Origin of the sequence: Vibrio sp. YQ_11, assembly GCF_043103065.1 — a bacterium.
In the GTDB taxonomy this organism is placed as follows: Bacteria; Pseudomonadota; Gammaproteobacteria; order Enterobacterales; family Vibrionaceae; genus Vibrio; species Vibrio parahaemolyticus.
In genome coordinates, this window is the sequence record NZ_JBICJM010000009.1 from 92,760 (window position 1) to 105,866 (window position 13,107).

The 13,107-nt window shown below is 45.7% G+C and carries 14 protein-coding genes; 5 read left to right on the forward strand and 9 right to left on the reverse strand.

The genetic code is table 11. The annotated features are described in order from the left end of the window. The first annotated feature begins 1 nt into the window (after position 1). Positions 2 to 1,354 carry an AmpG family muropeptide MFS transporter gene (locus tag ACF8EG_RS06230; protein ID WP_069507371.1) on the forward strand — a complete coding sequence of 451 codons (1,353 nt, stop codon included), beginning with the start codon at positions 2 to 4 and terminating at the stop codon, positions 1,352 to 1,354. Between the two features lie 86 nt (positions 1,355 to 1,440). On the opposite strand, the gene ACF8EG_RS06235 is transcribed toward ACF8EG_RS06230, so the two are convergent. Genes ACF8EG_RS06235 through ACF8EG_RS06250 form a run of 4 tightly spaced genes read right to left on the reverse strand, consistent with a single transcriptional unit; the run spans position 1,441 to position 4,674 of the window. Then, a complete protein-coding gene (locus tag ACF8EG_RS06235) occupies positions 1,441 to 2,100 on the reverse strand; it encodes a ChrR family anti-sigma-E factor (protein ID WP_020841188.1) in 660 nt (219 codons plus the stop codon). Next, a complete protein-coding gene (locus tag ACF8EG_RS06240; protein ID WP_005456530.1) occupies positions 2,097 to 2,681 on the reverse strand; it encodes an RNA polymerase sigma factor in 585 nt (194 codons plus the stop codon). Before ACF8EG_RS06240 ends, ACF8EG_RS06235 begins: the two co-directional genes overlap by 4 nt. A gap of 41 nt (positions 2,682 to 2,722) precedes the next feature. Beyond that, positions 2,723 to 4,081 (reverse strand): DUF4397 domain-containing protein, encoded by a 1,359-nt coding sequence (locus ACF8EG_RS06245; protein WP_069507372.1) that lies wholly within the window; start codon positions 4,079 to 4,081, stop codon positions 2,723 to 2,725. Continuing rightward, entirely contained in the window at positions 4,078 to 4,674 is a 597-nt protein-coding gene (locus ACF8EG_RS06250; RefSeq protein WP_029838404.1) for an LON peptidase substrate-binding domain-containing protein, read from the reverse strand. The genes ACF8EG_RS06245 and ACF8EG_RS06250 overlap by 4 nt, the downstream gene beginning before the upstream one ends. Before the next feature lie 323 nt (positions 4,675 to 4,997). Here ACF8EG_RS06250 and ACF8EG_RS06255 point away from each other — a divergent pair, with 323 nt between their 5' ends. The 4 genes from ACF8EG_RS06255 (at position 4,998) to csdA (ending at position 8,623) form a co-directional block, all read left to right on the forward strand. Next, entirely contained in the window at positions 4,998 to 5,816 is an 819-nt protein-coding gene (locus ACF8EG_RS06255; RefSeq protein ID WP_005456639.1) for an outer membrane protein OmpK, read from the forward strand. 109 nt (positions 5,817 to 5,925) lie between these two features. Continuing rightward, positions 5,926 to 6,816: a 2-dehydropantoate 2-reductase gene (gene panE / locus ACF8EG_RS06260; protein WP_069507373.1), complete on the forward strand. Its 891-nt coding sequence runs from the start codon at positions 5,926 to 5,928 to the stop codon at positions 6,814 to 6,816. Then, complete coding sequence (locus tag ACF8EG_RS06265; RefSeq protein ID WP_045626638.1) at positions 6,813 to 7,412, forward strand: DJ-1 family glyoxalase III; 600 nt, start codon at positions 6,813 to 6,815, stop codon at positions 7,410 to 7,412. Before panE ends, ACF8EG_RS06265 begins: the two co-directional genes overlap by 4 nt. Then, complete coding sequence (gene csdA, locus ACF8EG_RS06270; protein WP_069507374.1) at positions 7,412 to 8,623, forward strand: cysteine desulfurase CsdA; 1,212 nt, start codon at positions 7,412 to 7,414, stop codon at positions 8,621 to 8,623. Before ACF8EG_RS06265 ends, csdA begins: the two co-directional genes overlap by 1 nt. Before the next feature lie 33 nt (positions 8,624 to 8,656). Here the strand turns inward: csdA and ACF8EG_RS06275 are convergent, their stop codons facing one another. From ACF8EG_RS06275 to ACF8EG_RS06295, 5 genes are all read right to left on the reverse strand, one after another. Then, positions 8,657 to 9,577, reverse strand: a complete 921-nt coding sequence (locus ACF8EG_RS06275) for a sensor domain-containing diguanylate cyclase (protein WP_005456666.1) — start codon at positions 9,575 to 9,577, stop codon at positions 8,657 to 8,659. A gap of 309 nt (positions 9,578 to 9,886) precedes the next feature. After that, positions 9,887 to 10,315, reverse strand: coding sequence for a cysteine desulfurase sulfur acceptor subunit CsdE (gene csdE, locus ACF8EG_RS06280; protein ID WP_005482295.1), 429 nt, complete (start codon positions 10,313 to 10,315; stop codon positions 9,887 to 9,889). A gap of 33 nt (positions 10,316 to 10,348) precedes the next feature. Beyond that, a complete protein-coding gene (tcdA, locus tag ACF8EG_RS06285) occupies positions 10,349 to 11,158 on the reverse strand; it encodes a tRNA cyclic N6-threonylcarbamoyladenosine(37) synthase TcdA (RefSeq protein ID WP_005484934.1) in 810 nt (269 codons plus the stop codon). Between the two features lie 99 nt (positions 11,159 to 11,257). Then, complete coding sequence (gene mltA, locus ACF8EG_RS06290) at positions 11,258 to 12,361, reverse strand: murein transglycosylase A (RefSeq protein WP_005456533.1); 1,104 nt, start codon at positions 12,359 to 12,361, stop codon at positions 11,258 to 11,260. Positions 12,362 to 12,621: 260 nt separating this feature from the next. Further along, complete coding sequence (locus tag ACF8EG_RS06295; protein WP_206926062.1) at positions 12,622 to 13,077, reverse strand: DUF2850 domain-containing protein; 456 nt, start codon at positions 13,075 to 13,077, stop codon at positions 12,622 to 12,624. Positions 13,078 to 13,107 lie beyond the last annotated feature (30 nt).

Consider the following 13,107-nt stretch of genomic DNA (forward strand, 5'->3'; position numbering starts at 1 on the left):
TATGTCTTCATTACCTTCCATCACTTGGTTGGAAACGGTAAAAAGTTACCTTGATAAGCGACTCATGTGGGTTTTCATGTTGGGCTGTTCTAGCGGCTTTCCATGGGTACTTATCGGCTCAAACATGTCTGGTTGGCTAAAAGACGCCGGCTTGACCCTTTCCTCAATCGGCTATTTTGGTAGTGTCTTTGCGGTCTATGCGATCAACTTTCTGTGGGCTCCCTTGGTCGACCGAGTGAAGTTACCGCTGTTGTATCCTCTGCTTGGACAAAGACGCAGTTGGATCTTTTTCTGTCAAAGCATTGTGCTGGTTGCCACATTATTCATTGCAGGGGTCAATCCTGCGGAAAATCTCATTTTCGCCTCTCTGCTCGCCTTGTGTATTGCAACGGCATCGGCAACACAAGACATCGCCATCGACGCTTTCCGAATTGATACTTTTCCAAAATCGGAAGAATCTAAGTTGCCACAAGCTTCGGCTATGGCAGTCATCGGATGGTGGACAGGCTACTCATTGCCGGGATACTTGGCGTTTGTTAACGCCGATACTATCGGCTGGAACGGAGTGTATTACGGTATGGCAGCTGTTGTCGTGGTACTCATGGTGTTCACTTTGTTAGTGGGCGAACCAGTCACACAACGTGAAAAGCTCCAATCCGAAGCGGAACAAAGACACAAAGAAGTCGTCGGTTCAAAACTTGTGGCGTGGTTTACGGTCACCGTTGTTGAGCCTTTCCTCGATTTCTTCAACCGCAATGGTGTTCGCGTCGCGATAACCCTGTTGCTGTTTGTCTTCTTATTTAAGATTGGCGAAGCATTCCTGGGCCGCATGTCGATTGCTTTCTACAAAGACATTGGCTTTAGCAACGAACAAATTGGCTACTACTCGAAGTTGATTGGATGGGGAGCCACCATCTTCTTTACTCTCGTTGGCAGTATGTTCAATGTGAAGTTTGGTATCGTGCGCGGTTTGATGATTGGCGGTATTGCTATGTCAGCGAGTAACTTGATGTTTGCTTGGATAGCATCTGTTGGCCCTAACGAGCATCTGTATTTAGCGACCATCATCGTTGATAATTTTACGACGGCATTTTCCACCGTAGCCTTTGTCTCGTTTCTGACTCTATTAACCGGGCAAGCGTTCTCTGCCACTCAATATGCATTGCTTGCGTCGCTAGGAAACTTTGGACGAACCACACTAGCGTCATTCAGCGGTGAATTGGTTGACTACCTAAATGACTGGAGCACGTTTTTCATTCTCACGGCCGTAATGGTGATCCCAAGCTTGATCATGTTGTATTCACTGCGTCATTACTTTACGGATCTTTTGGAAAAAGCGCGGCATAAGCATTAACGACCGCAAATTTGCGCAAAAGTAAGAATAATAAACCACCGCACAATACGGTGGTTTTTTTCTAAACAAAACGCGGCGTTTTAAGCTTATGGGTAAAGCCCTTTGCCGAACAAGTTGAAGATACGTGCAACACCTTGCGTGAAAATCATTGGCTCAGTGAGTACCGTTAAACACAAACAGTCTTCACCTTCCTGAGTAAAGGGGCTGTGTTTCACTGAGGCATCTCGTATCATCAAGTCGCCTTCTTCATACTGCCCGTCTTCATCGCTAAATCCACCATGCAGAACCAGTGTGGATTCCAACCCTCTGTGCGTGTGTTGTGGGATTTGTACATTTTCGCCGATGTACATCAGGCTCACTCGGGCATCTTCACCCAAATCAATTTGTGCACTGAAAACTTTCCCACCGTAGCTTCGCCACGATCCCACCAAATCAGAAAAGCGCACTAACGTTTTTGGAAGCTCGAAGCTTTTACCTGCGACATTGACGAAAGCTGTATCTTGAATCACCACATTGTCGTTCACAGGTTCTGCGTTAATAATGTCGTTAAACATGTCATCAAACTCAGGTGAATACTCTGATGGACTTTCACTCACTGTGTTTGCTTGACTTGCTTCTACTTGGTTTACATACGCTCGGCACTTTGAGCACGTCTCTAAATGTGTGGCGACCACAAGACCAGAAACCGCATCAATGCTGCCCGAAGCGTACGCTTCTAACAAGTTGTTATCTGGATGTTTGTTCATAGTTGCTCCGTATGCATTGAGTGCCTTAACTTTTCTACTGCGAGTCTTAACCGAGACTTCACCGTGCCTAGCGGTATGTCAAAAAGTTCCGCAACTTGCTGATGTGGCAGTTCTTCGAGATAAACCGCTTGCAATACGTCTCTCTGATTTTTAGGCAAAATATCAAGAAACTTCACCACCTGTTCCTTCAACATGTCTTGTTCTGGAGAATAATGGTCAACCAAATCTGGCGGATAATATTCCGATGGCCAAATGTCATCAGAATGGATGTGAAGCTCTTTACCCTTTTGTTTTCTGAGTAAGTCAAAACACAAGTTGCGGATAATCGTGTATATCCAAGTCGATAACGCACTCTTCTTTCCATCGTAAAGATGAGCTTTTTGCCAGACCGTTGCCATGGTTTCTTGAACCATCTCCATAGCAACTTGCTCATTACCAACGTGCTTGTAGGCAAACTGTTTTAGCTTGGGTGCATAAAAACGGAATACGAACGCAAAAGCCTCTCTATCTTTGGCTTTTACTTTATCCATGTAAGCGTTCCATTCATTTCGCCCCAATTTTTGTGGGCTATCACTCATCATAATCAGCCTTTACTATAGGGAGGCTCTCACCTCCCTTCTTCCTAATCGGTGATGTCATCAACGAGAAGATTGAAGCCACCATTGTTTCCGTCATCAATAGCAACCACTTGGTAGACAACACCATTCATTAAGTCTACTGGTAGCGAATCGATCGCGACCGCGTCAGGGTTGCCTGCGACGGTGACAGTTACGTAGTAAGTGCCTGCCGCAACATACAATCCTTTCGCACTTTCTTTATACGCAAAGTTTGTGATGGTTGGATCACTGCCCTCTATCCCTACTGACGTTGTGAGGTAGATATCAACCATCTCTGCTACTGGGTTGGCTGCCGCATGAGTCACGTTTAACGTCGCACTGGTTGCCACTGCGCGTCTCATGTCTTCAACAACCAGAGGTTCGATATCAATCGCTGGGCTAACAACACCGACAGCATAAACACTGTAATCCATTCCGCCCGCAACCTTTAATCCGTCAACATCGATAATAGGATTGGTTGTTGTACCATCCACGTAAACGTCAATATCGTAAGCACCAGCATCGAGACCCAAATAACCACGAATCTCTTTGAACGCTAAGTCAGCAAGAGGACCGAAGGCCGCGCCGTTAACGTTAACATCGACGATTGGCGCTCCATCGACAAGGTGTCCGACTCTTACTTCAGCTTGGCTGCCCATATCCTCGATTATAGAAGATCCTGAACCATCCAATACCAACAGCTTAACCGGTGACGTGCTATTTGAATCTCCGGTACCGATAGCAGCAATCGTCAAGTTTGAATTAGCAGCAAGAGATATTGTGCCCGAATCAAAAGCAACGCTATCCCCAACAGCAAGTCGAACTTGGTACTCACCAGCGGGGATGTTCCATACGTCTGTAGATGCTTTGTATGCAAGATTAATAAGCGGTGTTGCGCTAGCAAGATCTGCCCCTGGCTCCGTGACGTAGAGATCTACGGCAGGAACGCCAGACGCTGCATGAACAACTTGAACATCTAAACTATTGGCATCAGCCATTGAATCGGCGCTGCGAGTCACAACTAAAGGTTCTACTGGGTTTGGCGAACCATCGGCATCACCAATAACGAATACGTTGTAATTGAGGTCAGAATCGAGATCTAATTCTGTTTTAGGTATTACGGTCGCGGTTTCATCGCTTGGCAGTTGAACATCAACTTGAATTGAGTTGATGCCCTCACGTAACTTCATGTACCCAGAACCCATACCATAATCAACACCTTTCAATGATGGTTTATCGTTTATCCACACATTTGCAAGCGGCGCATCAGAAGACGCATGTACTGCTTGCAAATTGGAATACTCGATGGTGTCACTGTCGGAGCCACACGCAGACAGTCCTAATGCCGCCACCATAGTTAGCGCAGCTCTGCTAAATCCTTTCATATCCTTGCCTCTTTGTTTGTCGGGGCTTCTATGGCTTCTGTCAGAAATTGCAACGCAGGAATACAGTCCTCTGCGCCAACGAGCTGTTCGAACAGATTGCAGTCTAAAGGAAGTAATTCAAGCCAGCGCTGGGTAACCCAAGCTGAGTCGTCGTAAAAACGATGCTGGTAAAGGTTTCCAAGTTGCGGAAACTCTTCATAAATATGGGATAACTGCTGGCTTAAATAGAAAAAATCTGGTGAGTTGTCTGGATGTTGCCAATTGTCTAACCATTCGACTTCTGCATGGCGTAAACCGTCCGAGTCCGCACGAACTCGTTTGATAACAAAGCGTTTCTCACCAGCGACTGTAATACCAAGAAGACCATCACTGAGTGTTTCAAAATCAACGATCCTGACCAAAGTTCCGATAGATGAAACATTTCCCACGTCTTTAGGGTCACCCTCGCTTCCTACTAGGCAAACACCAAACCCCACATTTTTCAGACTACACTCTTTCACCATGCGCTTATATCTTGGTTCAAAAATACGCAGATTCATCTTGCCTTCGGGTAGTACAACCGAGGTGAGCGGGAATAACATGACTTCTTTCATTCAAACGTCCTCTTTGGTTCTCCAATTCATACGAACGCCTTATTACTCGGATCACTAACGATTTGTGTTGGTTAATCGACTGGCTTAAAAAGTCATAAAATCGCTCACGCAAACGATCTAAATCACATATTTACTGCAAGTTAATGCAACAAATAAAAAGTTCCGTAAATAAAGATAAGTTCGTGACATACCTCACTAAAAACGTTCATTTTTGCACCCTTTATCACTTTCATTTGCGATTTTTATCGCTATTATTCCCGCCAATTGGAAAGCGCAGCACAGATTGCGTGTTCTGAATCATTACAAACATAGAGAGTCCCCTTATGCGTAAATCACTTCTAGCTCTTAGCCTTCTAGCGGCTACATCAGCTCCAGTATTGGCTGCAGATTACTCTGACGGCGATATCCACAAAAACGATTACAAGTGGATGCAATTTAACCTAATGGGTGCATTCAATGAGAAAGGTTATGCTGAATCTTCTCATGATTACCTAGAGATGGAATTCGGCGGTCGCTCTGGTATTTTCGATCTTTACGGTTACGTTGACGTATTCAACCTAGCTTCTGACCCAGGCAGCGACAAAGCTGGCGGCGAAAAAATCTTCATGAAATTCGCACCACGTATGTCTTTAGACGCGCTAACTGGTAAAGACCTATCTTTTGGTCCTGTTCAAGAGCTATACGTTTCTACTCTAATGGAGTGGGGCGGTAACTCTGACGTTAACTCTCAAAAAATCGGTCTAGGTTCTGACGTGATGGTACCTTGGTTAGGCAAAATCGGCCTAAACCTATACGGTACTTACGATGGCAACAAGAAAGATTGGAACGGTTTCCAAGTTTCTACTAACTGGTTCAAACCATTCTTCTTCTTCGAGAACGGTTCATTCATTTCTTACCAAGGTTACATCGATTACCAATTCGGTATGGATGACGACAAAGGTAACAAGTTCAACACTACAGCGTCTAACGGCGGTGCAATGTTCAACGGTATCTACTGGCACTCTGACCGCTTTGCAGTTGGTTACGGTCTAAAACTTTACAAAGACGTGTACGGTTTCAAAGATGGCGAAGCTCTACCATGGGGTCACAAACCAGAATCTTCTGGTGCAGGTCACTACGTAGCAGTAACTTACAAGTTCTAATTGAACCGATAAGTTTCCTCAAAAAATGGCGCCAATTAGCGCCATTTTTATTTGCTTTCCTCTCTCCCCTCATTATCCTTGCAGCAAACCTTTTTACTGAGAGCGTTTGGTGAATATTCTCATTTTAGGTCCGGGGGCCATTGGCTCACTGTGGGCAACAAAATTTCAATTGGCAGGACACCAAGTATCAGTGTGGGGCAGAACGTCTGAGCCGCAACACTCCCTTACGCTTGATGACTCACCTGCAATGGAGTTTCCTAACCAACATATTCCCTCTTTACAACAAGCGGATTTGATTTTGGTCACGGTGAAAGCGTGGCAAGTGATCACTGCACTCAAACCTCTTATTGAGCACATTCATCGCGATGCCATTGTTATGCTTATGCACAATGGTATGGGTACGGCCGAGCAGGTAGAAGAGATGCTATCCGGAAATCCCGTCGTTATCGCAACCACAACCCATGGTGCTTATAAGCCGAATAAAGAACTCGTAATGCACACGGGGCAAGGCATCACTCAAGTTGGCGGCTTTAATGCATCTGGCGCTCAATGCCAGTTTTTGCAAGATGTTATGCAGCACGCTTTACCAGAAGTTGTTTGGAACCCAAACATCAATGCCGCATTGTGGACCAAACTCGCCATAAACTGTGCAATCAACCCGCTTACAGCATTGCATCAATGTAAAAATGGCGACCTCGCACACGGTGATTTTCAAGACACCTTGAAAAACATCACGAAAGAACTTGTCGAAGTGATGAATAAGGAAGACATTGCGACGCAGTTCGACGTGCTTTTCGAGACCATTATGCAAGTGGTGCGGGCAACGTCTGAGAACTATTCTTCAATGAGGCAAGATGTGTTTCATCAGCGCCCGACCGAAATTGATTTTATCACTGGGTACTTGCTAAAAGCGGCAGAGAAACATCGCATCAATACACCTGAGAATTTAGAACTTTACCAACGCATCAAACAAATAGAACAAAGCTGGACAGAAGAATGAGTAAGAAAATCTTAGTGCCGATCGCTCCGGGCACCGAAGAAATGGAAGCCGTCACCGTTATCGACTTGATGGTTCGAGCAGGCTATGACGTAACGGTCGCAAGCGCAGATTTCGATGGTTCACTGACTATGAAAGCCTCTCGCGGTGTAACACTGACCGCTGACTGCAAATTGGTCGATATTGCTGACGACGAATTTGATGCCATTGTATTATCTGGCGGCGTGGGCGGAGCAGAAACTTTCCGCGACAGTACCGTCATGATTGAAATCCTCAAACAGCACATGTACGAGGGTAAACTGGTGGCGGCAATTTGTGCAACTCCTGCTTTGGTTTTGCAACACCACAACCTGTACCCAGATGCGTTGATGACATGTCATCCAAGCTTCCAATCTCATATTCCTGAAGACAAATGGCGAGCTAAACGTGTCACCATGGATGTGAATCACAACCTACTGACAAGTCAGGGACCAGGAACTGCACTTGAGTTCGCAATGGAAATCATTATCAAACTTTCCGGTAAAGAGCATGGATGGATGGTCGCAGAACCGCTAGTCACTATCCCAACACTGCATTATCACGAATTTGGTGAAGAGTAATGTTTGACGTAAACGCTGTACGCGAACAGTTCCCGGCCCTAAATCAAGACGTAAACCAATCGCCTTTGGTTTACCTTGATAGCGCAGCAACAACACAAAAGCCACAGTGCGTGATCGATGTGATTAGCCGTTACTACAGTGTACAAAATGCTAACGTGCATCGTGGTAGCCACAGTTTGACAGCAAACGCGACTAGCCAGTTTGAAGCCGCTCGCGAAGCCGTAGCAACGTTTATTGGTGCAAACAGCTCTAAAGAAATCATTTGGACGCGAGGCGCAACCGAAGCACTTAACTTAATTGCACAAACTTACGCTCGCAGCACCTTACAACCGGGCGATGAAATCTTGATTAGCGAGATGGAACACCACGCCAACATCGTGCCGTGGCAGATTGTAGCCGAACAAACTGGTGCGAAAATAGTGAAAGTGCCAATGACGGCTGAATGCCAGTTTGACTTACAGGCGTTTGAGCAGAAGATCTCTGAGCGATGCAAAATCGTCGCGTGCGCACAAATAACCAACGTAACAGGCACACGCCAACCTATCGAAAAGATCACCGAGCTAGCGCACAGCGTTGGTGCGGTAGTTGTAGTTGATGGCGCACAAGGCATCGTGCATGAGCAGCTAGATTTGTCGGCATCAGATATCGATTTTTACGTTTTCTCAGGTCACAAGCTGTATGCGCCAGCAGGTATTGGCGTTCTATACGGCAAACTAGAGTTGTTAGAAGCTATGCCACCATGGCACGGCGGCGGCAAAATGGTTGAACGCGTTTCTTTCGAGAAAACGACCTTTTCAGCACTTCCTGGCAAATTTGAAGCGGGAACACCAAACGTAGCGGGCGCGATTGCTTTAGCGAAAGCCATTGAGTGGTACCAAGGCTTTGACCATCACGAAGTCGAGGATCATCTCCATGTGCTTCAGGATAAGGCCTACCGAGTACTAAACGCGTTGGATGACATCCATATTCTAGGCTATCAACCGAATGCCTCTGTACTGACGTTCGTAATGGACGGCGTTCATCACCAAGACATGGCGACGCTGCTCGATCAACAAGGCATTGCGGTACGAGCAGGACACCATTGCGCTCACCCATTGATGGATGCGCTAAACGTCAAAGGAACGGTACGCGTTTCTTTTGGTATTTATAACACGGCAGAAGATGTGGATAGGCTCATCGCCGCCGTAGAGAAAGCCGTCGACATGTTATAACGCCAACCTTTCGACTTGGAGTAACCAACAAGGTTACTCCATCTGCCTATCCAGAGTCGCCACGCAATTTCTGCCATTTCTTTTCGCAGCATAAAGCGCTTTATCTGCATGCGCATACAAGCGTTTGGTGGTTTCATTTCTGCCTATTTTGACCACACCCACGCTCACCGTGACCGGAATTTCAATCTTTTCAAATTCAAACTGGCAATTTTGAATATGGGAACGTACTTCCTCTCCCACTTCTTTCGCCGCCGATAGAGAGGTTTCTGGCAGGATAATCGCAAACTCCTCCCCTCCGACTCTTGCAAAAATCTCGTCTTTAACCAACAAGTGAGAAACCAAATCGGCTAATGTCTCTAAGACATAATCTCCCGCATCATGGCCACGTTTATCATTGATAACTTTAAAAAAATCCAAATCAAACAATAATAGAGCAGATTGGTAGTCAGGAGTTTGGGATTTAATGACTTCTTCTGTGAGCTTTTCGAAAAAAACACGTCGATTGTAGATGTTTGTGAGAGCGTCAATTTGGCTTTGGTGGCGAAGAAGGGTTTCGACTCGGTGGCGGTTGGAAATGTTGCGGGTAAGAATGAGAACAACGCGACGACCTTGATAGTTTATAGTGAGCGGACAGATTTTCCCTTCGTAATAGAGGTCGCCTTTTGGCCCACTGTTCGCATCTATTCCCTGAATGCTGTCGGCGCACATCTTGTACTCGATCGTCACAATACTGTCTTGATTGAGTGACCGATTGATCTGTTCGATAAACCAGTCGGCTTGCTCTTTCTCAAGTACGCTGTGCAGCGTCTTACCTATCAAATTGCTTCCATCGTGATAGGCTTTTTTGTCTGTTCCTCCAAAAACATCAATATAGATACCATCTTCACTCAAAATAAAAGTGGGGTCAGGCATTCCGGATAACACGTCTTGCGCATGTTCCAAGGTGAATTGCATACAGGGAGGTTCCTAGCGTTTGTATCTAAGTAACCCAATCGCCTCCAAATGTGTTTCAACATTGGGGAATAGAAGCGAATGGGGCATATGTCTATTATCTAATATAGACAAATTTTAAATACAATTGAGTCTATAAAAACCAAGTGGGCAATATAATGGATCAGGAGCAATAGAAAGGTCAATTAAAGTCAAAATAGTCGACTATTTGCATATTTTTTATTCACACGCAAAAAACGTCTCAACTCAGATACAAAAAACGCCAAACAGCTAAGCTATTCGGCGTTTTTTAAAAATTGGGGAAATGGCTCATTACACGGCAGTGTGCTTAATCTGCTCAACAATAGCTTTCAGGCCATTACCACGTGATGGGCTTAAATGCGCGATGAGTCCCAGCTGCTCAAAATAATCATCAATATCAAACGCTTGAATTTGATCGGCCGTTTTACCGTCATAAGCCGCCATCACCAACGCAATTAATCCGCGTACAATACGCGCATCGGAGTCTGCACAAAAATGCCACACGCCATTTTGCGCTTGGCTCACTAACCACACCAAGCTTTCGCAACCCGATACTGTAACTTGTTCTGATTTCAGCTCTTCTGGCATTTGTGGCAGCTTTTTACCCCACTGAATGACCTGACGGTAACGATCTTCCCAGCCTTTAAATTGCTGCATCGTTGCGACAATATCTTCGCTGGTGATTTCTGTTCCAAATGGAGATGCAGGAAAATCGATCATAATGTGCCCTTCTGTTTGATGCTTTTGGCTGAACTACTTCTTGTGTTTTTGAATCAGCTTCTCAACGATTCGCGATACCGCAACAAAGCCAAACGTCGCGGTTACGACAGTTGCCGCACCAAATCCGCTAGCACAATCCATGCGTTTTGGACCTTCCGCTGTCGACTTCACACCGCACACTGAACCGTCTGCTTGAGGATACTTCAGCTGCTCGGTTGAAAACACGCAATCAATACCAAACTTACGAGCCGGATTCTTAGGGAAGTTATGATGACGACGCAAAGTGTCTTTGATTTTCTTCGCTAAAGGATCTTGAATCGTTTTCGTTAAATCAGCGACCATGATCTGCGTTGGATCGACCTGACCACCAGCGCCACCCGTGGTGATCACTTTGATCTTGTTGCTGCGGCAATACGCCAGCAAAGACGCCTTCGCTTTTACGCTATCAATCGCATCCAACACGTAATCAAACTCTTTACTTAAGTACTCATGTTGATTGTCTGGCGTAATGAAATCATCAATCAGATTAACTTTACACTCCGGGTTGATCAACTTGACGCGCTCAGCCATCACTTCAATTTTGCTTTGACCAACGGTACCCGTCATCGCATGAATTTGGCGGTTAATGTTCGTGACACAAACATCGTCCATATCAATTAGAGTCAGCTCACCGATCCCCGTACGAGCCAGCGCTTCCACCGCCCATGAACCGACACCACCAATACCAATCACACAAACGTGTGCAGCGCGAAGAATGTCCACTTCACTATTGCCGTAAAGACGGCGTGTGCCGCCAAAGCGTTGGTTGTAGCTGTCAGATGCAGGGGTATCGAGTTCACGCATATTGAAGTCCAGATGATCGATAGAAAAACAAAGAGTGCGATTTATACGCACTCTTTGATGAAATGTCTAGATAAGAGGGGGTTCCTCTTTCTTGGGGAGCTATTGTAGCTTTTCTGGCGGTAAAGCCCAAGGCGCTTGAGTTGGTGAGTTTTCCAACCCAAGTTTCCACACTCGACCAAAATGCTTGTAGTGACCAGCTTCTGTCCCTGCTCTCGCACCAATGCCATGATACAGATCCAAATGGTTTTGTTTTACCGCACCACCTGTGTCTAACACGATCAGCATGCGCAGTTGGTGAGCACCGCTCCACGTACCATCGGCATTCAACAACGGCACTTCCGCCAAGATTGGCGTGCCCATTGGTAAGATAGAACGATCGCCCGCGACAGCGGCCATTGGCAACAACGGAATACCAGCCGAGCCTGTTACAGGCGCTTCCGCTTTTGGTGCAAAGAAAACGTAAGAAGGATTTTGCTCCAACAGCTCGCGCACTGTCGCATCGTCGTTGTCCATCACCCACTCTTTAATCGCTTTGAGGGACATTTTTTCACGCGGCACTTCACCACGTTCAATCAAAATGCGGCCAATGCTGACGTAAGCTTTGTTGTTTTTCCCTGCGTACGCAAAGTACTCCAACGTATCATCATCTTCAAAATGCACATAGCCACTACCCTGCACTTCCATCATAAACGGGTCAATACGATTTGGCGCATAACCAAGCACTAAACCTTGGCCATCTAATGCCCCATTGTAGATCTCCGCGCGAGTCGGACAATCTGATGTGCAGTTTGGCTTACCGTAAACTGGGTACTTAAAAATGTCGTTTGGTGTATGACGAAGCTCCATCACGGGAGAAAAGTATCCGGTAAACAACACATTACCTTTTTTATCACCACCACCCAATTGCGCAGCTTGAATGCCAAACGCACTCAACGCGCTGGTGTCTCCGCTTTGCTGCGCCCACTCACTCAGTCTTTGGTAAAGCGGTTGGTAAATCTTCGCCATGGATGGTGACTTCATCACCACTTGCTCAGCTTGCTTATTAAACTCAGTAAAATCGCGTGGTTTGTTGGATTCAACTACATCCACTTTATTTAGGATCTGAGGGAACTCACCATCGAGATATTGCTGAGCGCGATCATTTTGTTGAGCACAACCAAATAGCAGACTCAAAGAAATAATAGGAAGGAGTTTTTTTAACACGTGATTTTTCCGTAAAAAAGAATAGCAAAAGGATGGCAAACAAATGCAAACGACGCAATTGAAAAGCGACGACAAAATGTTTCAACACTAAGCCAATCCGTTTACTTGTTGTTAAATCATCCATTTCGGGACGAACAACATGATAACAGGAGAATATTTACGAAATTGTCCAGACAATGTCTGAACTGATGTGGATATCAAAAAGATAGGAATGTTGAGCACTCGCGCAATGGCGAATGCTCAAATAGAAAACACAGTATTTAACGAACGGCGATGCCAGCGTGCCCTTCAAGACGAAAGACCGGAAGATAGTGCGCCCGCGTATCCAACTTCATTTCTGTATGTTGTTTTCCGACAAAATCAAAATGGCGTACGGTCGAACCGACTTTGTATGAGAACGAATCGCCATCAAATTCAAAATCGGTTGCAATGGTCGAGCCATTAACGGTCACGCCCCTTTCACTAAGCACAAACTCTTCCCTCGAGTAAGGCGCTACATCTTGCTCAACCCAGCGGCCATAAATTATTGATTTAGAGATGGGAGGATTAATGTACCGAGTGATCAAATCGCCATACAGCATACAAACAATGACCGTACCCAGCACTGCCATTAGCATGAGAGAACGTTCCGCCCACTTGCGAAGTGACGATTTTGTGGATGAATTAGACTCGTTTTGAGCAGTGATCGCAGCATTCTTATTTACAACTGAAGACATGAGGTTCACTTATTTGAAATAGACGCGCGT